The organism is Photobacterium satsumensis, from assembly GCF_050336935.1.
Taxonomy (GTDB): domain Bacteria; phylum Pseudomonadota; class Gammaproteobacteria; order Enterobacterales; family Vibrionaceae; genus Photobacterium; species Photobacterium satsumensis.
Map to the genome: position 1 here is coordinate 20,809 of NZ_JAKJSK010000020.1, position 24,184 is coordinate 44,992.

Genomic DNA, 24,184 nt, shown 5'->3' on the forward strand with positions numbered 1-24,184 from the left:
GACTTCGATACCCAAGAGACTTCAGTTACTAAGGATTGCAACATGTTACAGGTGAGGAGACGGAACTGTGATACGGAGCGGAGAAAATAAATCCAGGGCCAAAACCGACAAGTTGGACCCTGGCGCAAGCAGATGACATTGCGAAATGGCTCTAGTGAGGAGAGGGTGCAGACAGTACCTTGTAAACAAAGTAACCGCCAAAAAATAGCATTAATCCCAGCGTGATAAAGATAACGATCATTGACGATAGGCCTACGGCATTACCAAAGAGGAGATCTAACCAAAAATCCATGTGTATTCCTTTAGGACGCGGGATAATGGTCATAAGATAAACAATGAAGCTAAAATGTTGTGATGATCTGGATCAATGGTTTACAGGTTGTATTCAGTTTGTGTTAATGGGTGTGGTTGCGATCACTTTTTCGTCAGGGTTGGTAGATCTGTGAGCAGTTGGTAATGGTTTTCTTTAAAAATGTGCTTTTCTACTTGCGTAAAATCTTTGGCTGAGTATTATAAGCCACCTCAGCAACGAAGCTGATTCAAGTAGAGAGTTTAAAAAGACTTTTTATTTGTACTTGTCGGTGAATAGCGCAGCTTGGTAGCGCATCTGGTTTGGGACCAGAGGGTCGGGGGTTCGAATCCCTCTTCACCGACCACTATTTAAAAATAGTGGTATGTTCATACAGCCATTATTTATTGTCGGTGAATAGCGCAGCTTGGTAGCGCATCTGGTTTGGGACCAGAGGGTCGGGGGTTCGAATCCCTCTTCACCGACCACTATTAAAAATAGTGGTATGTTCATACAGCCATTATTTATCGTCGGTGAATAGCGCAGCTTGGTAGCGCATCTGGTTTGGGACCAGAGGGTCGGGGGTTCGAATCCCTCTTCACCGACCACTATTTAAAATAGTGGTATGTTCATACAGCCATTATTTATCGTCGGTGAATAGCGCAGCTTGGTAGCGCATCTGGTTTGGGACCAGAGGGTCGGGGGTTCGAATCCCTCTTCACCGACCACTATTAAAAGCCTCGTCAGAAATGACGAGGCTTTTTTCATTTCTGGTGTACCTTCACCGACCACTATTGAAAGCCTCGTTAGAAAGACCGGGACGCGAAGTTGAGGCTTTTTTCATTTCTGGCGTTTTAATATCGGTAAACAGGGTGAATGGTGAATAGCGCTGCTTGGTCGCGCATCTCAGGATTTTGAGAATAGCGGACCAGAGGGTCGAGGTCTGGAAGCCCAGTCGCATCGAATCCCTCTTCACCGACCACTATTGAAAGCCAGCAGCGAAAGTCCGGGACACGTAGTTTGGGGCTTTTTTCGTGTCTGGCGTATTAATTCTCTAAACTGCGGAGTCGGTAAATAGCGCAGCTTGGTAGCGCATCACTGGCGCTTAGGTATAACCTCTCCTAAGCCCTTACCCGCAAGAGACTTGCTCGCTTTGGCTTAGCTGTTTGATTGAAAAGCCTTGCTGCTTGAGCAGTGCGGGCAGTCCCTCTTCCCCTAGTAGGTGCATGGCACCGACAACGATCAAGAACTTGCCCCGCTGATACGTCGGATCGTTTGTTAGTTGCTTTGCCCAGTCATGGTTGCGGTCGTTGATCAGGGCTGCGTCGGTTTTATCGGTGTACTGGCTGTCATCAAACAGGGTCGCGAGCTGCTGTTGATCGCCGGCCTGCCAAGCGCTGATCAGGCAAGAGAGCTGGTTGGTCATCTCTTCCCACTCATTGACCGTGGTCATCAGAAGATCTTTGCCGTGGTCATCGAGTTGCTCCATCAAGCGCAACTGCTGTTCGATACTTTCCAGCTCGAGAATGGGCATTTGTTTGGCCTGGGCGCGTTTGAGCAGGGTGATATCAATGCCTCTATCCGGGCTGAGTCCAGCTTGCTCGGCCATTTTCATCTGCAGGCTGATTGCTGCCAGCCAAGGCGGCGAGCTAAGCAGTGGCGAGGAAGATAAGCCGGCTAGTTTGGCGGTGGTTGCAAGCGACTGTTTTTCACTGTCCGTCAGCATCTGGGCCGTTGTTGCGATGGCTGGGTTGAGCTGGGCCGAGCTGGGTTTGAGGATATTGGCTTCAACCACGAGGGCATCGGCACTGTCCCAGTGGGCGGTAAACGCTGTCGGCAGCGGATAGAAGTTTTCGTCACCGGCATGGATTGAGCCAAGGATGATAAATTGTCGGTTGGCATTTTCAGCCTGCCAAACGAGGGGCTCGGCAACAACGCAGGTGGTGATGAAAGGCAGTAGTAACGCTGTGCGGGTGAAGAGTGACTTCAGCATAGTGATCCTGTGAGCTGATATAACCAGTAATGTGTTTGTTATATCAGCTCATCATCGGATCGGATAGAGCTAGGGGTTACTTTTTGGGCTGTAGCCAGAACCACCAGACGATAAAGGCAATGGCAAGGGTGCCGATGATTGCGACCATGTTAATTCTCCGTCTTCGGTTGTGAATGGGGCTGGGTACCTTGTCTGTCTTCGCTGTCAGGCTTGAAAAGCCGTAACCGGTTGGCATTGCTGACAACGGTAATGGAAGATAATGCCATGGCAGCACCGGCCACAACAGGGCTGAGCAAGGCGCCGGTAAACGGGAACAGGATCCCTGCTGCAACCGGAATACCGAGCGTGTTGTACACAAAAGCCCCGAATAGGTTCTGCTTCATGTTGCGAAGCGTTGCCTTAGAGAGCTGCAGTGCATCGGGTACACCATGCAGGGAGTGACGTACCAGAGTCAGCTGGGCACTCTCAATCGCGACGTCGCTACCGCTGCCCATTGCGATACCGATATCGGCTTGGGCCAAGGCCGGGGCATCATTGATGCCGTCACCTACCATGGCAATCCGTTTGCCTTGCTGCTGTATTTTTTCCACTTCGCTGGCTTTGCCATCAGGTAGTACGCCGGCAATGACATGCTCGATACCGGCCTGCTTGGCAATGGCGTTAGCGGTAGCCGGAATGTCACCCGTGAGCATGATGACCTCAAGTCCCATCTTTTTCATTCGCTTGATGGCTGCTACCGAATCATGGCGGATCGGATCACTGACGGCCAGCAAGCCCGCCAGCAGGCCGTCGACCGCCACATAAATTGGCGTAGCTCCCTGCTCGCTGGCCCTTACCGCTGCTTGTTGCGCCGGTAAGAGATCGATCTGGTGCTGTGCCATGAGTTTTTGGTTACCTAGCAGCACGCTATGGCCCTGCACTTCTCCGCTGATGCCAAAGCCAGGTTGGGCCTGGAAGTGCTGTTGTGGCGCTAGGCTGAGCGCATCTGTCTTAGCGGCGTTGACGATAGCTGTTGCGAGAGGGTGCTCAGAGCCCTGTTCTAGACTGGCTGCCAGTGTCAGCAGTTGTCCTATATTGAAGCCGTTATAGCAGTCACTATCGATGAGCGCGGGCTTGCCTTCCGTCAGTGTTCCGGTTTTGTCCAGTACCACGGTATCGACATCGGCAGCGATCTGTAGCGCTTCGGCGTTACGGATCAATACCCCGTATTCAGCGGCGCGGCCGACACCAACAGTGACCGACATCGGGGTGGCGAGACCCAGCGCACAAGGACAGGCGATGATCAACACGGTCGTCGCCGTCACCAGCATATAGACCGAGGAAGGCTCTGGCCCGAAGTAGTACCAGATCATGGCCGTGACGATAGCGATGATCATGACGGCAGGCACGAAAATAGCGGAAATGGAATCCGCTAGCCTTGCCAGTGCCGGCTTGCTGCTCTGTGCTTGGCGGACCAGATCAATGATCCTGGCTAGCATAGTATCTCGGCCTATTTTTTCTGCCGTAAACAGCAGGCTACCGTGCTGGTTGATTGTACCGGCATGGAGGGTATCGCCTGCTTTTTTGTTGGCTGGGATAGGCTCCCCGGTGAGCATCGACTCGTCGATATAGCTTTGTCCCTCGAGGATTGTGCCATCGACTGGGACCTTGGCGCCGGGGTGGAGGCGCAGGACCATGCCGGTACGGACGTCGGCAAGGGGGACCTCCCGCTCTTCGCCATTGTCCACGATGATGGCGGTTTGCGGCTGTAAATCCATTAGCTGTTCAAGCGCTTTGGAGGTCCGGCTGCGAGCACGGGCTTCCAAGGCATGACCTAAGGTGATCAAACCTAAAATCATCGCCGAGGCTTCAAAGTAAACATGGCGGGCCTGCATCGGTAGCCAGTCAGGAGCCAGCACAACGAACATCGAATAGAGCCATGCTGCACCGGTTCCCAGAGCAACTAGGGTATCCATTGTCGCACGGTGGTGCTTGAAGGCTTTCCAGGCATTGACGAAGAAATGCTTACCGACAGTTACCAGCAGCAATAGGGTGACTAGGCCAATGGCCCCCCAGCCTAATTGATCGGCTTTGGAGGTGATCATCATACTGCCGCCAAATACCCCCCACGCCATGAGCGGGCCACCGACGGCCAGTGCAATGTAGGCATTTTTGATATGTTGGCGGTAAACCTGTTCGTTCTGGACTTGCTGGCGTTGGCGGCGTGTTAGTTCATCCTCAGACAGTTCCGCCTGATAGCCTGCATCCTCGATAGCTTGGATGATCAGGTGGCTATCTACGTTACTGCTCACCAGGGCTGTTCTTTCAGCGAGGTTAACGCTGGTGGATGCGACCCCAGCGACACTGAGAATCGCCTTCTCGACTGAGCTGACACAGCTGGCACAGGTCATTCCAGATAAGATAAATTGTTGTGACGTTATGCCGTCCTGCGGTTTGCCGGCAGTGGTTTGCCTGTCTTCCGAGGCTTTTTCTGATCTATTGTCAGTTGCTGCGCTTTCCGCGCTGCCTTCGTCAGTGTTTGTTTTATCTGCTGCCGGGGAAGCGCCAAAATCAGCGGTTTCAATCAAGCTGATGACAGCAGCTTGATCCAAGGCTGTCTGCACGCTGGCATGGGTTTTACTGACCGAAAACGCGGCTACATCGGGGTGCTGTTTGAACAAGGTTTCCACTTTGGCGACGCATTTACCGCAACTAAGCCCCGTCAGGGATAGCTCGTGGGTGTGAGTGGCCAGCTTTTCAGCGTCAGGCTCTTTTGCTTGCGTGTGCGGCACGCTGAAACCGAGTGACTCTATCAACTCGATTAATTGCGGTTCAGGCAAGGTGCCGACGGCACTGAGCTCGGTTTTGCTGACGTCTGAAGAGAAGATATCAGGGCGGCTGTCCAGTGCATCCTTGACCTTGCGGACACACTTGCAGCATGACAGGCCGGCGAGCGGCAGATGATGTTGATAGCCAGCTTCATACCCAAGCTGATTAATGGCTGCAATGGCGTTCTCTGGGGCAAATGTCCCCTGCAAGATCGCTTGCTCTGTGTTGACATCAACGGACTCGATGCCCGGTAGTGCTGTGAGGGCTGCCTTGATTTTATTGGCGCAGTTCATACAGCGCACCTTTCTCAGCGGCAGGGTTAACTCGACCATATTTAAGCCTTACTGATGATACAGTTTGATTCACTTGAACTCATCTTAAAGCTTCCATCAACTGGAAGGTCAATGCCTTTTGAGACTTATCGAGAAAAGTAAAAATCAGCTTGTCACCGGCTGGTAAACAGAGAATACTAATAAGCATAACCTTCCATTAGCTGTAAGGATGAGTATGAACATCAGTGAAGTCGCCCAGCAAACCGGATTGACTACCAAGACCATCCGCTTTTATGAAGATAAAGGCATTATTTCGCCCCCGGGAAGGGCGGCAAATGGCTACCGCCAGTACAGTGCCAAGCATATCGATGAGCTGCATTTGATCCGGCGCTCGCGCTTGGTGGGCTTTACCTTGGATGAAGGCCGCGAGCTACTGGCTTTTTCCCGCGATCCACAACGGCGTAGCGCTGACGTCAAAGCCAAGGCCGAGCAAAAGCTGGTCGAGATTGACGAGAAGATCAAAGAGTTGTTGGAGATGAAGCAGACTTTGGAGACCTTGACCAAGCAGTGCCCGGGGGATGAGGGGGCGAGCTGCCCAATCATTGAAGGCTTATGCCGCAACGGCTGAGACAAAAAAAGCAGGGGAATTCCCTGCTTTATCATTATACATTGCAAGCCGTTGTATGTACTCAGTACAGCAGTGAGTATAGCTGACGACGGTATTTGCTAGCAACCGCATTGCCTTGACCAAGGGCGGCGAGAATGTCCATCATGCTCTTCTTCGCCGCACCATCAGCAAAATTCATGTCTTTGCGAAGTAGGTTGATGAGTAATTCCAGTGCTTCTTCAGCACGCTCAACCTGGCTATATTGCACTGCCAATTCAAAGGCAATATCACGGTTGTCGGGTTCAGCCGCCATTTTCTCTTCTAATAGACGGATTTCCGGGGAATCACTGGCCTGCTGATGCAGTTCCAGTTTCGCCATCAAGCCCTTGTACTTGGCATCCTGATCTTGCATCGGGATAGTGGCAAGTAAGGTTTCTGCCTCGTCGAACTGGGAAGTGCCCAGTAGGCATTCGGCAATCGCCAAATTGATCACGCTGTTTTGAGCAAACTTGGTTGCCAGATCACGCAGTACCGGTAAGGCTTCGTTGTACTGCTGGTTATCAACCTGTTCCAAGGCCGCTTTCAGAGCCAGCTCTTCTGGGCTTGGAAGGTGTTTAGCTAGCATCTCAGCGAGGCTTTGTTCCGTTTGCGGACCCGCAGCGCCATCAACCGGCTGGCCATTTTTAAACACAGCAACGGTCGGTAGGCTACGTACGCCAAATTGGCCTGCAACCATGGGTTCAGCTTCGCAGTTAAGGATCGCAAGGGTGACCTGGCCTTGGTAAGACGCTGCCAGCTTTTCCAAAATTTGATTAACTTCAGCGGTTTCAGGCATGGATGGGGCCCAAAAACTGATCACGACAGGGGTTTGCATCGATTGCTCGATTACCTGTTGAAGATTCTGTTCGTTCAATTCGATGGCTAGTTGGTCATACATGGGTTTATCTTCACTCCCTGGACTTCTGAAAAAGCGCGTAGGCCATAAATTTCTTCGTTGAACTAGTTATGGGGGGGAAGGCGTGAATTTTCAAGGTGAAGCAGTGAGATGGTACAGGTTGGGGCGAAATTACCCAGGGGGAATATCGCAGAGCCAGTTGTAACAGGATCAAATAAAAATGGAGAGCCGGGCTCGGGCTCTCCAGTTTTATTGAAACGTTAGCAGCAATGCGAGTGTCACACACACACAAAGGATATTTACTTGGCGTAATGTCATCGTCACACCTTTCTTCTTTTCTGTATCGGAACGGTTACGGAGAAAAGTGAAGGCCAGTAGGGAGTAACCTTCAATTTACACGACAAGCTTAACTGTGCTGTGTGACACAAATATTACATTTCTTGTTTTTATTGGCGGAAATCTTACTTCCGCCCGGCTATTCAGTGTTTTTTAAGGTTTGTATTTCCCCACTGCTGCTTTTTTGATCCCGGTTACTTGTAACTTGCTTATTTCCCTGTGTGTTTATTGGGCACTATTGACCGGGGCTATCATTGGGCTGCAAGGTGGTTGAGTGTATTAATCACTTTTGATTAACATCGAATCGAGCAGTCTAGTCGGCAAAATACGGCGTAGGAATCCGAATATGTATGTCGGCTGGGTAACATAATAGCGGGCTTTTGGCTCAGTGGCCGACAGAATGGCTTGCAATGGCTTGAGCACAGCATCAGGCCCGAGGGTGAACTTGTTCGAGGGTGATGACTTGCCAAGTCGGTTGAGGGTGCTTTGGTAACTGGCGTGGTGGCGGGAGTTCGCCATGTCGATATATTGCTCGAACTTTGCTTTGGCATTGGCCCTGAACTGGCTCTCTATTGGACCGGGCTCAATCAAGCTGACTTTGATAGGGGTATTGGCCAATTCCAAGCGCAGGGTGTCGGTATACCCTTCAAGAGCGAATTTGCTGGCATTGTAGGCGCCTCGGTATTTCATTGCCACAAGGCCCAGAACTGAGCTGTTCTGGACGATTTTACCGCTGCCTTGTGCCAGCATTACAGGGATAGCCAGTCTCGTCAGGTGATGCCAGCCAAACAGGTTACTTTCGAATTGCTGACGCAGGGCGTGGGTTGGCAGATCTTCAAGGGCGCCGGGCTGGCCGTAGGCCGCGTTGTTGAACAGCACATCCAATGTACCGCCAGTGATAGCAAGCATTTCGCTAAATCCATGCTCAATCGAGGCTTCGTCATCCATGTCCATGAGCACACAGTGCAAGCCTTCTTCTTTTAACCTGTCGACATCGTTTTGCCGACGGCAGCTGGCAACAACCTGGTGGCCTTGCTGGTGGAGTGCTTGTGCACAATAGTAGCCAATGCCGCTGCTACAACCGGTGATCAGAATACGGAGCGTGTTACTAGGCATAGTCGGGAGCATTCCTTGTCAAACAGTCTGTTGTTGTGTTGGTTAAATATGTGGGGCAATTTCTCTGGCCATGAATTCGGCTATCCAGGGTTGGGCATCGGGTTTGGGGTGTAAGCCGTCATCCATCATCCATTCCTGCTTGAGAATAATGTGTTCAAGGAAAAAAGGCAGCAGCGGGATCTCCAGCTGGCTACTGATATCTTGATACACTTTTGCAAACTGATCGCTATAGCGCTTGCCGTAATTTGGCGGTACAAATATTTGCATAAGCAGCGGATAAGCCCCTGCTTGCTCAATCTGGGTGATCATCTCACCAAGATTATTGCGTATAGTTGTAGGAGGAAATCCTCTAAGCCCGTCGTTGGCACCCAGTTCGATCAAGACAATGTCGGGTTGGTGCTGTTCCAGCAGGCGGGGAAGCCGAGCCATCCCATTGCCAGTGGTGTCACCGGAAATACTGGCATTGATGACGGTGACGTCGTGGCCATATTTTTCAAGCTCGGTATCCAACAGGCTTGGCCAGCTTTGCTCTGCCTGCATTTGGTACCCGGCGCTGAGGCTGTCACCCAGAACAACGAGGGTGGCGGCAAAGGCCTGCTGAGTGAAAACAAGAACAAAAATGATTGAAAGGAATCGCATCATGTCTACATCCGTGATTAAAGCTGTATCAGTGTCCAAGCAGGTGACGACCGCATCATCGTCGCTCACCATTTTGCAGGATGTTTCGCTCGAGGTCGAGCAAGGCGAGGCAATTGCCTTGGTCGGTGTATCAGGGGCGGGCAAGTCAACCTTGATGACCTTATTGGCCGGCCTTGATATTCCGAGCCAAGGTAGCATCGAATTATTAGGCAAGCCTCTGGCAGCGATGGATGATGAGGCACGTGCCGCACTGCGCAGCGACAGTATTGGCTTTGTGTTCCAGAGCTTTTTGCTGATCCCATCCCTGTCGGCGCTGGAAAATGTGATGCTGCCCGCCATCATAAAAGGAGAAGAAGCCGATGAAGGGCGGGCCCGTGAGCTCCTCGAGAAAGTCGGTCTTGCTGGCCGGGAGGTACATTTGCCGGCACAGTTATCCGGTGGCGAGCAGCAGCGGGTTGCTTTGGCTCGGGCGTTTATGACTCGGCCTCGGGTCCTGTTTGCCGATGAGCCAACCGGTAACCTCGACCAACATACTGCCGCCACGATAATCGAGTTGCTATTTGCCCTTAATCGCGATCACGGTACAACCTTGGTATTGGTCACCCATGACCCGCAATTGGCACAACGCTGTGACCGAACCTTGGTGATGGAAAGTGGGAGCTTGGTAGCCGCATGACAGAGATGACTGAACTTCAATCTGACACATCGGCGACGAACCGCTCTATGCTACTCAAATGGAGCTGGCGTGAGCTGTGGCATGGTCAGTTGTGGCCTGTGGCTGTTGCCCTGACGTTGATTATTGCTTGCGTGTTTGCCCTCGCCGCATTGGTTGTCCGGGTTGAGAAGATCATGGTTGATCAGGGCCGATCCATGATTGCGGCGGACTTGGTCTTTCGCTCGGCTAACCCTGTCGATGAACCAACTCTGGATAAGGCAGAGCAACTCGGGTTGGTCGTATCTCAGCAGGTACGCTTTGGCACCATGGCCTTTAGTGATGAGGCGATGCAGTTGGTCAGTGTCAAAAGCGTCGAGAGTGACTTCCCTCTACGCGGCGAACTTGAGCTGAAAAGCCCGTCCGGTATTCGCCATCAGGTTCAGCCCGGTGAATTGTGGCTGGCTGAGCGGTTGTTCGATTTACTGAAGGTCAAACCCGGTGACGTGCTGGCCATTGGTGATGCCGAACTCAAGGTCAGCGGGACGATAGTGCAAGAGCCGGAGCTGTCGTTTAACCCCTTTAGCCAGATGCCAGCAATGCTGATCCACGCCAGTGACTTGGATAACACCGGGGCGATCCAGCCGGGGAGCCGGGTTCAGTACCGGGCCTATTTTACCGGTACAGATAGCCAGCTAAAGGCATTGCAGGCGCAAGTAGCGCTTGAACCAGGAGATCGCTGGTTGAGTGAAACCTCACAGGGGCGCACCGGTGATGTGATTGAAAAAGCCCGCCAATACCTCTCGCTGACCTTGATCCTCGTGATACTGATGGCAACGGCGACTCTGGTACTGACCTGTATGCATTACGCTTCTACCCGAACGGAGGTGGTGGCGATGATGAAAAGCCTCGGGGCCAGCAGGAAGTGGCTCTGGCAATGGCTGGCGCGCCAGTTAGCGATGTTATTTGCGTTAGCCCTTGTTGCCGGAATAACCATAGGGGCTTTGCTCGAATACTTGCTGCGGGTACCGCTGGTTGATGTCCTGCCTGAGCCTTTGCCGGGGATCGGGTTTACGCCGCTGGTCGTGAGTGTTCTGGTTGCCTTACTGGTCGCGATACCTGGAATGGGGATTCCGCTGCTGCGGTTGGTCGATGCGCCGGCCATCTCGGTGATCCAGCGCCAGGAAAACTGGCAGAGCAGCAACAAGGGCTATCTGCTGGCACTGTTGCCACTGGCGGCTGGGTTGTTCTGGTTGGGCAGCAATGGATTGATGTGGTTAACCTTGTTGGGTTTAGCGCTTATCCTTGTGGTACTTGCCTTGCTGGGTGTCGTGATTGTGCGGGGGCTCAAGCGGGGTCGCTGGGGGCCGGCAATTACCTTGGCGTTGAGCCGAATTAACCGCAGTCCGATAGCGACGGGGGCTCAGTTGGCAGCCTTGACTAGCTCGCTGATGCTGCTGTCGGTGATCTGGTTGCTCCGCTCTGATCTATTGGCGGACTGGCAGCAAACCTTGCCCGCCGATGCACCCAATGTGTTTGCCCTCAATATCAGCCCGGAGCAGCAACAGCAATATTTGGACGTTCTGGATCAGCAGCAGGTGATGCGCTCCGATAGCTACCCGGTGATCCGTGGCCGGATAACCCATATCAATGAGCAAGACTTGCTGGAAAGGGCCCAGCAAGGTAACCAAGAGCGTGATGAGTCACTGCGCCGCGAGCTGAATTTTACCTGGCGTGAGTCGATACCGGTTCACAATGAACTAATCGCCGGTGAATGGAGCAAGGAAAGTGGGGTCTCGGTTGAATCCGGTATCGCCGAGCGATTGGATATCACGGTTGGTGATGAGTTGGCCTTCAATGTTAATAGCCAGCCTTTCAGTGCCAAGGTGACCAGTATTCGCGATGTCGAATGGCGAAATATGCGGCCCAACTTCTATTTTATTTTCACACCAGATGTGATGGCCGAGCTGCCTGCCACCTGGCTGGTCAGTTTCCGTATCGAGGCTGATCAGCAGGCAGTGATTAACCAGCTTGGTCGGGATTATCCAACGGTAACCTTGCTTGACTTGCGTACCATGGCCACCCGAATCCAAGGCATCATGCAGCAAGTGTCGTTGTCGCTGTCGGTATTGGCGGGTTTGGGCGTGGTCAGTGGGCTGCTACTGGTGATGACCCTACTGCGGTTAAGCTTGGCCCAGCGACGGGACGAAATACGCTTGTACCGTACCTTGGGGGCGAGCCGCAAAAGGGTATCGGCAACCGTGTGGGGTGAATACGGCATTATGGCTTTGCTGGCGGGTGTGATGGCTGCGGCTGGTGCTGAAGCGGTAGTCGCTGCGCTGGTGAAATGGGGCTTTGAGTTACCCGTTAGCTGGCACCCGGGAGTGTGGTTGATGGTGCCTTTGCTGTCTCTTCTGCTGGTGGTGCTGATCATCCGATCGATGATTAACAGCTTGCTATTACCGGTACGTGGCTGATCGCGATACATGAATCCCTGGCTCCCGTTACCGCTTGTGTAATGGGAGCTTTTTTCGAGTGAAGGCGAAAAACTTAATCGGTGAAAAGGTTAAGCCGCAACAATTGCCTTAAGGGCTGAGTCAATATCCCGGTAGCTGAAATCAAAGCCGAGTGCCTCTAGTTTTTGTGGAACGGCACGTTGCCCTTCCAGCAGCAAGGAGGATGCTTCGCCAAGTACGACTTTCAGCACAAAAGCAGGGGTGAAAAGAAAATGCGGGCGGCGCAGGGCTTTGGCTAGAGATTGGCTGAATACCTTGTTGGTCACCGGCTCGGGGGCCGTTAGGTTGAAGGCACCGCTGGCTGAGGGTGTCTGCAGCAGAAAGACAATCGCATCCACCATATCCTGCAGGTGGATCCAGGGCGTGTACTGCGAGCCATTGCCTATCGGCCCGCCAAGTCCTAGTTGGTAAGGTGGCAGCATCTTTGCCAATGCGCCGCCATGTTTACCTAGCACAATACCGGTACGCAGCAGGCAGACCCGGGTTTGTTCACTGCTGGCTTCATTGGCAATCTCTTCCCAGCGCTGGCAGACATGGTGGGCAAAGTCATCGTGTTTAACCTGATTGCTGATAGCAAAGGACTCGTCGATGACCGTGTCTAGCTGGTCGCCATAGATCCCCACTGCCGAGCCACTGATAAAGGTGTGGGGCGGTTGGCTGCCGGCTTGGATCTTTTCGACAAGGTGTTCTGTCAGGCCCCAACGGCTGTGGCAAATTTTCTTTTTTTGCTGCGGGCTCCAGCGTTTGTTGATAATGGGCTCTCCGGCGAGGTTGATTACCGCATTAAAGTCATCAAGGTTATCGAATTGGTCTAGGGAGGCGACGGCGTTGATCCTGCTGCCTAGGTTTTGGCTCGCTTTGGCTGGGTTGCGGCTCAATACGGTGATGTCATGTTCTTTTAGCGCATTGATTAATGCCGAGCCGATAAATCCGGTCCCGCCGGTCACTAATATTTTCATGCTGCTCCTCTAAAGCTTACCCATCTATAGCATACCCACCTTTAGCGTATCTATCTTTGTGGTGCTTAGTCCTAGACGTAAGTATAGCTAAACCAAAGACTTGTTATACCCTCCTTATGACATAAGGTTATGTGTGCTAGCTCTCGTGTTGGCACATAAAAGCTGTGTCTAATTATTAATGGGGAGTACCTTGAAGGTATACCCTTTTCAAATGCCGGCCTACAGTCAGGAGGTGGAATGGCTTTTTTGCTCGCTCTGCTGAAATCCTTGTTGTCGAGCCTGCGAGACTTATTACCGATCATCTTGGTGATTAGCTTCTTCCAATTGGTTGTCCTTCAGCAACCGCTGCCACATTTGGGCCCGATCCTCGTCGGCTTGGCTTTTGTCGTGGTCGGGTTAACGCTGTTTGTGTTTGGGCTGGAAATGGGGCTGTTTCCGATCGGCGAGTCAATGGCTCGCTCCTTTGCCAGCAAGGGCAGTGTGTGGTGGCTGTTGTTGTTTGCCTTCTGCTTGGGGTTTGGTACGACCATCGCTGAGCCCGCGCTCACCGCCGTTGCCGCCGAGGCCGCCAAGGTGGCAGCCGAGGGGGGCTTGATAGCGACCGATGCCAAGAGCCAGCTGGATTATGCCACCGGTTTGCGCCTTACAGTTGCCCTGTCGGTAGGGATAGCCATCATGCTCGGGGTCACAAGGATATTAAAAGGCTGGCCTATCCAGTGGATGATTATGGGGGGCTATCTGACGGTAATGGTCATGACGTGGTTTGCGCCGGCGGCCATTGTCGGGATTGCCTACGATTCTGGCGGGGTGACGACATCAACCATTACCGTGCCTTTGGTGGCCGCATTGGGAGTGGGATTGGCATCCTCGATCAAAGGGCGTAATCCCATTGTGGACGGTTTTGGCTTAATTGCTTTTGCCTCGCTGACGCCAATGATATTTGTCATGGCCTACGGCATGCTGGTGCACTAGGAGGATAGGGATGACAGAGCTCAGCGGAATTATTCCTCATTTTTTCACCACCCTGCTGATGACAGTGCGCGATGTCCTGCCGATTGCCGTTATCATCTTTGGTTTCCAGCTTGCTGTATTGCGCCGCCCGGTCACCAATTGGCCCAGGGTGGCGCTGGGCTTCGTCTACGTTATTGTCGGGTTGTCATTTTTTCTACTCGGACTTGAGCTAGCCCTATTCCCATTGGGGGAGTCAATGGCGGTTCAGTTGACGGCGATGGATTTCCTGTTCGATAGCGGAGAGGGGATCCCGGCAGTCATTCCTTGGACCCAGTATTACTGGGTGTATATTTTTGCCGCCGCAATTGGTTTTAGTACCACTATTGCCGAGCCTTCCCTGATTGCGGTTGCGATAAAAGCCAATCAAGTATCGGGCGATACCATCAGTGTCAACGGTCTGCGTGTTGCGGTTGCATTGGGGGTCGCGGTGGGGATTGCGCTTGGTAGCTACCGTATTGTGGTCGGTGACCCGCTGCATTATTACATCTTGGCAGGTTACTGCGTGGTGGTGGTGCAGACCTATTTTGCACCGAAAATGATTGTACCTTTGGCCTATGATTCCGGCGGTGTGACAACATCGACGGTAACGGTGCCGATAGTGACAGCCCTAGGCCTAGGGCTGGCTTCCACCGTACCGGGCAGAAACCCGATGCTCGATGGGTTCGGGCTAATTGCATTTGCCAGTTTGTTTCCGATGATCACAGTGATGGGTTATGCCCAATTGTCGGCAAGGCAGGCAAAGAGGAGAGAAGAAAATGCGCTTTAAGCTGATATTGGCTTTTGTTGAAGATTCGAAAACCGATGCCGTCTTGGATGCTGCCCGCAAGGCTGGGGCGACCGGCGCGACGGTGATCAACAATGCCCGCGGGGAAGGGCTGTACCAGAAGAAAACTTTTTTCGGCCTCGGGCTCGATGTCCAGCGTGATGTGATCTTGTTTGTCGTTGAAGAACATTTGGCACGAACTATTTTGGAAACCATCGAGCAGGTCGGGGACTTCGACTCTTCTTCCGGACAGGGAATTGCTGTCCAGCTTGATGTCGAGGATGCGGTGGGCGTGGCCCATCAGGTAGAAACACTAACCAAAGTCGTTGAGGCGAAGCTATGAGTAATGACACATTGGTCCGGGTACGAGATGTCATGATGGACACCTTCGCGATTGTCGAAGGGCTGACTACTGTTGCCGAGGCAATCCGGATCGCCAAGCGAAAACAAATCAAGGCTCTTATCGTAAACAAGCGTAACGATGACGATGAATATGGCATCGTCTTGATGAACGACATTGCCAAGAATGTACTGGCACTGGATCGTTCGCCGGAGCGGACCAATATCTATGAGATCATGACCAAACCCGCTTTGTCAGTCAGTGCAACGATGGATGTCCGTTACTGTGCCCGCTTATTTGAGCGCTTCGGTATCAGCCGGGCGCCGGTTATTGAAAGCGGCAAGATCATAGGCATGGTGAGCTACAACAATATCGTCCTTAACGGCATGCTGCGAGATGAGTAGTATACCTTTGCTGCGGTATGCTAAGACCTTATCCGGTCGAATGGCATTGTCGTGGCCTTCGGTGTAGGATCGCTGCATCCTGTTTCGAACAAAGATCACCAGACATGAAATTGTTTTTTGCTTCTGATATCCACGGCTGTGCCGAAAGCACCCGTCGTACCCTAGTCAAGTTTGAGCAAAGTGGTGCTGACCACTTAATTCTGCTGGGGGATGTACTCAACCACGGCCCACGTAATGCGTTGCCGGCAGGATACGCACCGATTGACGTGGCCGAGCAGCTTAACCAGCATGCAGAAAAGATCACCGCTGTCAGGGGTAACTGCGATAGCGATGTTGACCAGATGCTGTTGGACTTTCCGATGATGGCGGACTATAACCTTGTGCTGCTGCCAAATGGCCGCCGTCTGTTCTTGACTCATGGTCACCTGTATAACGGTGACAAACACCCGCGCTTACGTGATGGTGATGTTGTGGTTTCAGGCCATACTCACCTACCGGTTGCCGAAAAGAAAGACACGCTGTATGTCTACAACCCGGGCTCGGTGACGATTCCGCGTGGTGAATACCAGGCCAGTTACGGCCTACTTGAAGGCAACACCCTAAAGGTGCTGTCATTTGATGATGAGGTGATTTGCCAGGTTGAACTGGTGTAGTTGAATAACCTCTTCTCTATTGAAGAAAGGCGGCATTTTTGCCGCCTTTTTTGATCTCGGTATATCCTCAAGTGACTTCAAGTTGCAGGATTCAGGCAGTGCATATAATTCTGCTGTTATGCACGAATGGGTATAAATGTAGTGGCAATGTGACGGCATGTTAGCGTGATTTAAATCTTTGGCGTACGGATTTGTTGCTCAATGTTTACAATATCTGTTGATTCGGTATAACCGAGTAATTCGTTCGTATATTTCGAATTATTGTTTTGGCAATGGCTTGAATATTTGTGTGATAAAAGTCACTATCTCGCCTCCTTAATTTTGTGTGTTTCAAGATGTGTCAGGTGCCAAACAATATGTGTCAGAATCAGTTTGATTCGCTATTACCGCCACAAATGGCGGAGAAAGCGGCCGAGGTAGGTGTAAGCAAGGCCACCAAAGATCCGATGAAGTCGTTGCTGCTGGCGATCACTGCAGGGATGCATATTGGTATCGCCTTTGTCTTCTATACCACAGTGACAACCGGTGCCGGTGATATGGCGTGGGGGATGTCTCGCTTTGTTGGTGGTTTGGCATTTAGCCTAGGTCTGATCTTGGTTGTGATCACCGGTGGCGAGTTATTTACCAGTTCGGTACTGACTTTGGTTGCCCGTGCCAGCGGAAAGATCAGCTGGAAGAGCTTGTGGCTGAACTGGGGAGTTGTCTATATCGGCAACCTGATTGGTGCCTTGCTGCTGGTGGCCATCATGCTGATGACCAAGCAGTACATGTCCGGAAGCGGTGCTGTTGGTATCAATGCGATGCAAATTGCCCAGCACAAGCTGCATCACGATTTCATGCAGGCAGTCGCCCTTGGCGTGATGTGTAATGTACTGGTATGTGTAGCGGTATGGATGACCTTCAGTGGGCGTACCCTGACCGATAAAATTTTGGTGATGGTCCTGCCGGTCGCGATGTTTGTGTCATCGGGTTTTGAGCACTGCATTGCCAACATGTTCCAGGTACCGATGGCGATTGGTATCAAGCATCTTGCAACACCTGAGTTCTGGCAAATGACGGGGATGAATCCAGCGGATTTTGCCGATTTAACCTTGAGTAATTTTGTTGTCAATAACCTGATCCCAGTGACACTGGGGAACATTATCGGTGGTGGTGTGTTCGTCGGAATGGGTTATTGGATTATCTACTTACGCAGCAAGTAAGTGGTGAGTACCGAGTTCTACGTTTACTAGCTTGGTATTGGGCTAGTAGTTTATATCTTGTGTTGATTCGAGTCTGACATGTTGGCCGCTACGGATGTAGCGGCCTTTTTTTATTCTCGGTACTTTTTCTGGGCAATAGGGTGCGGTATTAGTTAACCATCATTGAGATGAAGTAACCAATAATCGTTGCTGAGCCGACACCGATAAAGCCCGGGATCATGAAGCTGTGGTTCAGAACGTATTTACCGATAGCCGTGGTGCCTGAGCGGTCGAAGCTGATAGCTGCCAGATCGCTAGGGTAGAACGGGAAGAAGAAGTACGCGTAACACGCAGGTAGCACACCAATTAGAACCGCAGGGTCGATACCCAACGCAAAACCAAGTGGTAGCATAATGGTTAATACTGCTGCTTGGCTTTTCAGGAAGGCAGACACGAAGAACATGGCAAAGGCGAATGACCATGGATAGATATTGACCATGCCGCTAACCAGATCGACGAGGTATTCTTTGTGGTGGCCGATGATAGTGTCACTGAACCAAGCGATACCGAAGATAGTAATAACGGCACTCATACCGGCAATGAACACATTGCTGTTAACGATACGCTTAGGTGAAATATTGGTGGTGAGTAGGATAATCGCACCGACAGATAGCATCAGGAACTGAATTGCCACCGACATGCCTACGCCTTGAGGCAGTAGTTGCTTACTGAATAAAGCAATACCGATCACCGAGAGAATACCCAATAGGAACACGGTAAGGCCTTTCTTCGCCGTACGCTGATGTTCCGCTTCTTCTTCTGCTGAGCCTTCTTGCTCTGGATCGACCAAGCTATTACGGAATTCGTCATCTTGCATACGTGCTTGGAATGCAGGATCTGCATCCAAATCTTTACCGCGTTTCAAACTCCACAAACAACCAATAAGCAGACCACCGAAGGTTGCTGGAATCGTCACCATCAACACATTGATCAGGCTGATGTCCAGACTGTTGTCCATCGCTGTTGCCATGACGACAGCGGCAGCAGCAGCAATCGGACTGGCGGTGATCCCCATTTGTGAAGCAACACTTGCCATTGCCATCGGGCGCTCAGGACGGATCCCTTTCTTGTAGGCAACGTCATAGATAACAGGCAGCAGTGGATACACTGAGTGACCAGTACCAACCAGTACCGTGAGGGAATAGGTACAGATCGGCCCCAAGAAGACAATATGCTCAGGGTGTTTACGAAGCAGGCGTTCGGCAAATTTAACCAGTAGCTTCAAGCCGCCAGTGGCTTCAAGGGTGGCCGAAGCTGCAACCACTGCCAAGATGATAAGCATAACGCCAACAGGGGGGGAGCCTGGCGCAATACCAAAAACGAATGTCATCACAGAGACACCGAGGCCCCCGAGAAGACCAAAGGCGATACCGCCGTGGCGTATACCGATCAAAATGACAGCTAGCAGTAATAACAGGTGTATCCAGAACATTCTTCCATTATCCTTGTTTCATATAAGTTACAATCCGCTTGAACTTCTGCACTAAGTTCATAGGGTGGATTTATAAACCATCAACTACACCAAAAGTGGTATACAAGTTCCGAAAATACATCTCGTTAACGAATAAACATGCTCTTTATGTGGGTATTGTGAGGCTGGTCAATATATGATGTTAGTTGCGTGAAAAAAGTGGAATAAATATTCAACGAAAACAATAGGGGACTTGTTTTATATAGATAAAAAAATGCCCCGCAGCGCGGGGCATTGAAACTTTATTCAAACTAGAGAGCATTCAAACAAGAAAGTCTTACTTGTTTGCGTCGTCAGCTTGTTTCGCCTGAATCGCAGTTAGTGCCACTGTGTATACGATATCGTCTACTAGTGCGCCACGAGAAAGGTCGTTAACTGGCTTGCGCATGCCCTGAAGCATTGGACCGATAGAAACTAGGTCTGCTGAACGCTGTACCGCTTTGTAAGTCGTGTTACCTGTGTTTAGGTCAGGGAATACGAATACAGTTGCTTTACCCGCTACAGGTGAGTTAGGCGCTTTAGAAGCAGCAACGTTTTCCATGATCGCAGCATCGTACTGAAGAGGACCGTCGATCACTAGGTCAGGACGCTTCTCTTGAGCAATGCGAGTTGCTTCACGTACTTTATCAACGTCTGCACCCTTACCAGAAGTACCGGTAGAGTAAGAGATCATTGCAACGCGAGGCTCGATGCCGAATGCTTTCGCAGAGTCTGCAGACTGGATAGCGATTTCCGCTAGCTGCTCAGCATTTGGATCTGGGTTGATTGCACAGTCACCGTATACCAGTACCTGATCAGGCAGTAGCATGAAGAATACAGAAGATACGATTGACGCATCCGGTGCAGTCTTGATGATCTGGAACGGAGGAACGATAGTGTTCGCGGTTGTGTGAACAGCACCAGAAACTAGGCCGTCAACTTCATTGTTTTCTAGCATCATAGTGCCTAGGAAAACAGAGTCTTGAAGTTTCTCACGTGCAACAACATCAGTCATGCCTTTCGCGCCACGAAGCTCAACCAGGCGAGCAACGTAGTTTTCACGAACAGCTTCTGAATCGATGATGGTTACGCCAGCACCTAGAGTAACGCCTTGTTGCTCAGCAACACGCTTGATCTCTTCTGGGTTACCAAGAAGCACACATTCAGCAATACCGCGCTCAGCACAGATAGCAGCTGCTTTAACGGTACGTGGTTCGTCACCTTCAGGCAGGACAACACGCTTAGCCGCTTTACGAGCAAGTTCAGTTAGCTCGTAACGGAATGCTGGTGGGCTTAGGCGACGCTCTTTGGCTGAACCTTCAGTTAGAGATTCAATCCATTGACCGTCAATGTGGCTTGCCATGTATTCGTTAACGAGCTCAACACGCTCTTTATCGTCAGCAGGGACTTCTAGGCTGAAGCTCTGAAGGTTCAGAGATGTCTGCCAAGTGTTACCCAGTGCAGTCATAACAGGTAGGCCTGTTTCGAATGCGCGCTCACATAGGTCCATTACTGGCTTAGGTAGCTCGTAGCCGCCAGTAAGCAGTAGGGCACCGATTTCAACGCCGTTCATTGCAGCAAGACATGCCGCAACGATTACGTCTGGACGGTCTGCTGAAGTTACTAGCAGAGAGCCAGGACGGAAGTGCTCAACCATGTGCGGGATAGAACGTGCACAGAAAGTGATGCTCTTGATACGGCGAGTCGCGATATCACCTTCGTTGATGATTTCAGCGTTCAGGTGCTTAGCGATGTCAGTTGAACGAGTCGCGATCAGCTCAGCGCTCCAAGGTGCACAGCCAAGTACACGGATAGGGCTTGAGTTGAATACCTGCATAACTTCAACGTTTGAAGGCACAGTGGCTTCAGCGTCGTCGAAGATTTCAGATAGGTCTGGGCGAGTACGGCCTTCAGCGTCAACAGGTGCGTTTAGCTTGTTAACGATAACACCAGCAATTTGCTTGTTCTTGATACCACCGAAGTTAGAACATGCTACTTCGATACGCTCTTTAAGTTGAGCTGGGTTATCAGTACCTGCGGCAACAACGAATACGATTTCCGCACCCAGAGTCTTAGCAATCTCGTAGTTGATCTGGTTCGCAAACGGGTGCTTACGCGTTGGTACAAGACCTTCGATTAGCGCAACTTCAGCGTTAGCTGTTGATTCTTTGAAGCGTGCTACGATGTCTTCTAGCAGAACATCGCTCTTATCGTTACGGATAAGCTCTTCTGCACAAGCCATTGAGAAAGGTTCAGCCACTTTCATATCACTGTTAGCAGTGATGATGTTAGTTGTTAGATCTGGCTGATCACCGCCGTGACGCGGCTGGGCGATAGGCTTGAAGAAAGAAACGCGAACACCTTTGCGCTCCATTGCACGAAGCACACCAAGGCTTACGCTAGTAAGACCAACACCGGCACCAACCGGAACAAGCATAATAGTACGGGACACTATGGATTCCTCAACTATTGAAACACGACAGTGCTGTGCAATAACGATGGGTGAACCGGTATTGGACAGCACCACACAAAAGCATGACCTAAGGTCATAAGTCATGAAAAAACGGCCGGCCTAGGCCAGCCGTTGAAGTCAGTATCGACCGATTAGATTTCAGCTAGACGAGCTGTATCTTCCGCGATAACTAGTTCTTCGTTAGTTGAAACAACCATTGCAGGAACACGGCTGTTTTCAGTAGTGATAACGCCTTCGCCGCCGAAGCGTGCTTTCAGGTTAGCTTCACCGTCAACTTCAACACCTAGGATAGCAAGGCGGTTTAGAACCATCTCACGGATTGGTGCAGAGTTTTCACCGATACCACCAGTGAAAGTGATTGCGTCTAGACGACCTTCTAGAGAAGCTGTGTAACCAGCAACGTACTTAGCTAGACGGTGACAGAACACGTCCATTGCACGAGTTGCTTCAGCTTTCTCGCCGTAGTTGTCTTCAACGAAACGACAGTCAGAAGTCACTTCAGTCAGACCTTGTAGGCCAGACTCTTTAGTTAGCATCGTGTTGATTTTCTCAACAGAGTAACCTAGGTTGTCGTGCAGGTGGAAGATGATAGCTGGATCGATATCACCACAACGCGTACCCATCACTAGACCTTCAAGAGGAGTAAGACCCATAGAAGTATCTACAGACTGACCGTTCTTGATAGCACAAACTGAAGCACCGTTACCTAGGTGACAGTTGATGATGTTTAGCTCTTCTTCTTTCTTACCTAGCAGCTTCGCAGTTTCGCGAGTGATGAATAGGTGAGAAGTACCGTGCATACCGTAGCGACGGATACCGTGCTCTTTGTATAGGTTGTACGGTAGAGCGTATAGGTAAGCTTCTTCAGGCATAGTCTGGTGGAAAGCTGTGTCAAATACCGCTACGTTCTTAAGTGCTGGGAAAGACTTCTGAGCCGCTTTGATACCGATGATGTGAGCTGGGTTGTGAAGCGGTGCTAGAGTTGCACAGTCTTCGATACCTTTAAGCACATCGCCACAGATAAGAGCAGACTTAGTGAATTTCTCGCCGCCGTGTACAACACGGTGACCAATAGCTTGTAGGTTTTCTGCTAGTTCTGGCTTAGAAGCAAGAATAGTGTCTACCATGAACGCTAGCGCTTCTTCGTGAGCAGCGCCTTCGCCTAGTTGTGCTTCGTGCTTACCGTCAAGTTTCCACTTGATACGAGCTTCTGGAAGGTGCAGACATTCTGCAAGACCTGTCAGGTGCTCTTCACCTGATACCGCGTCAACAACAGCGAACTTAAGAGAAGAACTACCGCAGTTAAGAACTAAAACCAGCTTAGACATGAGTGACTACCTATAATCTGTCTGAAAGTTGATATTCAACTGATATAAAAATTACCCATAGGATAGACGACTTTTCGACAAGCCGGTCTAATCAGGGTCAAAATCGTGCTACATCCGTATCTAGATAGAATCGAGAAACCCAGATTCTGGGCCATCCTTGGAAGCGCCTTCAGTTGCCAGAACGATGATTACAGGCAACAATAAATGTAGGCGTGCATAGGATAGCGATTGTGGTGCAATATAACAAAAGTATTTTTAGAAAAAATTAATTTGAATCAAGTTTGTTATTGCTAGTTTTGAATTTTTACTAATTTTTTTGAAGTTTGGTGGTTTATGAGTCAACAACATTCGATTTGGCAAGCATTCCGTTATGGTCAGGATTACATGGCTACGTGGCCAATGCGCAAAGAGTTGGCCATTCTGTTTCCCGAGCAGCGGTATATCAAGGCCACGCGGTTTGCGACGCGGGTGATGCCTGCCGTTGCGGTTATGAGCGTGCTGAGCCAGATGGCGTTCGATAATTACGATGCCTTGCCGCAGGCGATTACGGTGGCGCTATTTGCCTTGAGTATGCCGTTGCAGGGGCTGTGGTGGCTGGGCAAACGAAGCCGGACCGACCTACCGCCGTCGCTGGCAAGTTGGTACCGTGAAATCCATGACAAGATTGTCAGTGAAGGGCATGCGCTGCAGCCGCTGAAAAGCCGCCCTCGCTACAAAGAACTGGCACAGGTGCTAAATCGTGCTTTTAATCAGCTGGATAAAACATCGCTCGAGCGCTGGTTTTAGCGAGTTGGCGGTAATTAGGTATTCGGCTTGTCTACCGGATAAATAATTACCGGATAAACAGTGCCAACGACAGGGAGTGGACATACTGCTCGATCTGTTCATCGGTCTTAGCGATGCGATCGTACATTGTCCATTGCTCGCAGATCCCGGTCAGCAGGCCACTGTAGATAACCGCAGCAATGTCAGCGGTGAGGTGGGGTAACAACAGGCCATCTTGCTGCAGTTGCAACATCGCGCCTTCTACTTTTGCGTTGTCCTCTTGCCCCTTTTCGATACTACGCAGACGCAGGTCTTCATCGGTAAACCCCTGCAGTGATAGCTGAATAATCATGGCCATTTTGGGGGTGTCGCGCATCTCTGTCAGGAGCACCCGGGCGATATTGAGTACCCCTTCTCGCAATGCCGGACCTGTTTGTTCTGCGACGGCTTCTGCCGCGTGTTGGACCGCAGTCGACTGTTCTTGCCATAATGCATCAAGCAAATCGGCTTTGTCTTTGAAATGCCAGTAAATCGCCCCTCGGGTGAGCCCCGCCTCAGAGGCGATACCGGCGAGGGTTGCTTTGTTCAGGCCTTTTTGACTGAATACTTTCATTGCGGTATCAAGCAACAATAGCCGGGTCTGTTCTGCTTCTTCTTTACTTTTTCTTGCCATC

21 protein-coding genes and 4 tRNA genes are annotated in these 24,184 nt (G+C 51.1%); 14 read left to right on the forward strand and 11 right to left on the reverse strand.

Annotation, left to right across the window (positions count from 1 at the left end):
- Positions 1-151 precede the first annotated feature (151 nt).
- Positions 152-292: a DUF3149 domain-containing protein gene (locus L4D79_RS27570; RefSeq protein ID WP_006232775.1), complete on the reverse strand. Its 141-nt coding sequence runs from the start codon at positions 290-292 to the stop codon at positions 152-154.
- 287 nt (positions 293-579) lie between these two features.
- On the opposite strand from L4D79_RS27570, the gene L4D79_RS27575 reads away from it, so the two are divergent.
- From L4D79_RS27575 to L4D79_RS27590, 4 genes are all read left to right on the forward strand, one after another.
- Positions 580-656 (forward strand) — tRNA-Pro (locus L4D79_RS27575).
- A 44-nt stretch (positions 657-700) separates the two neighbouring features.
- Positions 701-777: transfer RNA gene (locus tag L4D79_RS27580), tRNA-Pro, on the forward strand.
- A 43-nt stretch (positions 778-820) separates the two neighbouring features.
- Positions 821-897, forward strand: a tRNA-Pro gene (locus L4D79_RS27585).
- Between the two features lie 43 nt (positions 898-940).
- A tRNA-Pro gene (locus L4D79_RS27590) sits at positions 941-1,017 on the forward strand.
- Positions 1,018-1,418: 401 nt separating this feature from the next.
- Here the strand turns inward: L4D79_RS27590 and L4D79_RS27595 are convergent.
- Both L4D79_RS27595 and L4D79_RS27600 read right to left on the reverse strand, forming a co-directional pair.
- The gene (locus tag L4D79_RS27595; protein WP_428656563.1) at positions 1,419-2,282 is read right to left on the reverse strand and encodes a TraB/GumN family protein; all 864 of its coding nucleotides are present in this window, start codon (positions 2,280-2,282) and stop codon (positions 1,419-1,421) included.
- A gap of 149 nt (positions 2,283-2,431) precedes the next feature.
- Positions 2,432-5,383 carry a copper-translocating P-type ATPase gene (locus L4D79_RS27600; protein WP_489685946.1) on the reverse strand — a complete coding sequence of 984 codons (2,952 nt, stop codon included), beginning with the start codon at positions 5,381-5,383 and terminating at the stop codon, positions 2,432-2,434.
- A 214-nt stretch (positions 5,384-5,597) separates the two neighbouring features.
- Between L4D79_RS27600 and cueR the strand changes: the two genes are divergently transcribed.
- The gene (cueR, locus tag L4D79_RS27605; protein ID WP_428656567.1) at positions 5,598-5,990 is read left to right on the forward strand and encodes a Cu(I)-responsive transcriptional regulator; all 393 of its coding nucleotides are present in this window, start codon (positions 5,598-5,600) and stop codon (positions 5,988-5,990) included.
- 61 nt (positions 5,991-6,051) lie between these two features.
- Here the strand turns inward: cueR and L4D79_RS27610 are convergent, their stop codons facing one another.
- From L4D79_RS27610 to tesA, 3 genes are all read right to left on the reverse strand, one after another.
- Entirely contained in the window at positions 6,052-6,906 is an 855-nt protein-coding gene (locus tag L4D79_RS27610) for a co-chaperone YbbN (protein WP_428656569.1), read from the reverse strand.
- Positions 6,907-7,479: 573 nt separating this feature from the next.
- Positions 7,480-8,316 carry an SDR family oxidoreductase gene (locus L4D79_RS27615; protein WP_428656571.1) on the reverse strand — a complete coding sequence of 279 codons (837 nt, stop codon included), beginning with the start codon at positions 8,314-8,316 and terminating at the stop codon, positions 7,480-7,482.
- A gap of 42 nt (positions 8,317-8,358) precedes the next feature.
- Positions 8,359-8,958, reverse strand: coding sequence for a multifunctional acyl-CoA thioesterase I/protease I/lysophospholipase L1 (tesA, locus tag L4D79_RS27620; RefSeq protein WP_428656574.1), 600 nt, complete (start codon positions 8,956-8,958; stop codon positions 8,359-8,361).
- On the opposite strand from tesA, the gene L4D79_RS27625 reads away from it, so the two are divergent.
- Together L4D79_RS27625 and L4D79_RS27630 are read left to right on the forward strand one after the other, a co-directional pair.
- Positions 8,957-9,631 (forward strand): ABC transporter ATP-binding protein, encoded by a 675-nt coding sequence (locus L4D79_RS27625; RefSeq protein WP_428656576.1) that lies wholly within the window; start codon positions 8,957-8,959, stop codon positions 9,629-9,631. The genes tesA and L4D79_RS27625 overlap by 2 nt on opposite strands.
- Positions 9,628-12,084, forward strand: a complete 2,457-nt coding sequence (locus tag L4D79_RS27630; RefSeq protein ID WP_428656578.1) for an ABC transporter permease — start codon at positions 9,628-9,630, stop codon at positions 12,082-12,084. The genes L4D79_RS27625 and L4D79_RS27630 overlap by 4 nt, the downstream gene beginning before the upstream one ends.
- 89 nt (positions 12,085-12,173) lie before the next feature.
- On the opposite strand, the gene L4D79_RS27635 is transcribed toward L4D79_RS27630, so the two are convergent.
- Complete coding sequence (locus L4D79_RS27635) at positions 12,174-13,082, reverse strand: TIGR01777 family oxidoreductase (RefSeq protein ID WP_428656580.1); 909 nt, start codon at positions 13,080-13,082, stop codon at positions 12,174-12,176.
- 237 nt (positions 13,083-13,319) lie between these two features.
- On the opposite strand from L4D79_RS27635, the gene L4D79_RS27640 reads away from it, so the two are divergent.
- From L4D79_RS27640 to focA, 6 genes are all read left to right on the forward strand, one after another.
- Positions 13,320-14,054, forward strand: a complete 735-nt coding sequence (locus L4D79_RS27640; RefSeq protein WP_428656582.1) for a DUF1538 family protein — start codon at positions 13,320-13,322, stop codon at positions 14,052-14,054.
- 10 nt (positions 14,055-14,064) lie between these two features.
- The gene (locus tag L4D79_RS27645; RefSeq protein WP_428656585.1) at positions 14,065-14,859 is read left to right on the forward strand and encodes a DUF1538 domain-containing protein; all 795 of its coding nucleotides are present in this window, start codon (positions 14,065-14,067) and stop codon (positions 14,857-14,859) included.
- Entirely contained in the window at positions 14,849-15,199 is a 351-nt protein-coding gene (locus tag L4D79_RS27650; protein ID WP_428656588.1) for a P-II family nitrogen regulator, read from the forward strand. The genes L4D79_RS27645 and L4D79_RS27650 overlap by 11 nt, the downstream gene beginning before the upstream one ends.
- Positions 15,196-15,600 (forward strand): CBS domain-containing protein, encoded by a 405-nt coding sequence (locus tag L4D79_RS27655; RefSeq protein WP_428656591.1) that lies wholly within the window; start codon positions 15,196-15,198, stop codon positions 15,598-15,600. Before L4D79_RS27650 ends, L4D79_RS27655 begins: the two co-directional genes overlap by 4 nt.
- A 104-nt stretch (positions 15,601-15,704) precedes the next feature.
- Positions 15,705-16,253, forward strand: a complete 549-nt coding sequence (yfcE, locus tag L4D79_RS27660) for a phosphodiesterase (RefSeq protein ID WP_428656593.1) — start codon at positions 15,705-15,707, stop codon at positions 16,251-16,253.
- 356 nt (positions 16,254-16,609) lie between these two features.
- Positions 16,610-17,455 (forward strand): formate transporter FocA, encoded by an 846-nt coding sequence (focA, locus tag L4D79_RS27665; RefSeq protein WP_428656596.1) that lies wholly within the window; start codon positions 16,610-16,612, stop codon positions 17,453-17,455.
- A gap of 148 nt (positions 17,456-17,603) precedes the next feature.
- Here focA and L4D79_RS27670 read toward each other — a convergent pair whose 3' ends face one another.
- The 3 genes from L4D79_RS27670 to L4D79_RS27680 form a co-directional block, all read right to left on the reverse strand.
- Positions 17,604-18,926: an anaerobic C4-dicarboxylate transporter gene (locus L4D79_RS27670; protein ID WP_428656598.1), complete on the reverse strand. Its 1,323-nt coding sequence runs from the start codon at positions 18,924-18,926 to the stop codon at positions 17,604-17,606.
- 316 nt (positions 18,927-19,242) lie between these two features.
- Positions 19,243-21,381 (reverse strand): phosphate acetyltransferase, encoded by a 2,139-nt coding sequence (gene pta / locus L4D79_RS27675; protein WP_428656680.1) that lies wholly within the window; start codon positions 21,379-21,381, stop codon positions 19,243-19,245.
- Between the two features lie 167 nt (positions 21,382-21,548).
- On the reverse strand, positions 21,549-22,745 hold the full coding sequence (locus L4D79_RS27680) for an acetate kinase (RefSeq protein ID WP_428656600.1): 1,197 nt from the start codon (positions 22,743-22,745) through the stop codon (positions 21,549-21,551).
- A gap of 333 nt (positions 22,746-23,078) precedes the next feature.
- Between L4D79_RS27680 and yfbV the strand changes: the two genes are divergently transcribed.
- Positions 23,079-23,531 (forward strand): terminus macrodomain insulation protein YfbV, encoded by a 453-nt coding sequence (yfbV, locus tag L4D79_RS27685; protein WP_428656602.1) that lies wholly within the window; start codon positions 23,079-23,081, stop codon positions 23,529-23,531.
- A gap of 46 nt (positions 23,532-23,577) precedes the next feature.
- On the opposite strand, the gene L4D79_RS27690 is transcribed toward yfbV, so the two are convergent.
- Positions 23,578-24,183 (reverse strand): TetR/AcrR family transcriptional regulator, encoded by a 606-nt coding sequence (locus L4D79_RS27690; protein ID WP_428656604.1) that lies wholly within the window; start codon positions 24,181-24,183, stop codon positions 23,578-23,580.
- Position 24,184: the final 1 nt, after the last annotated feature.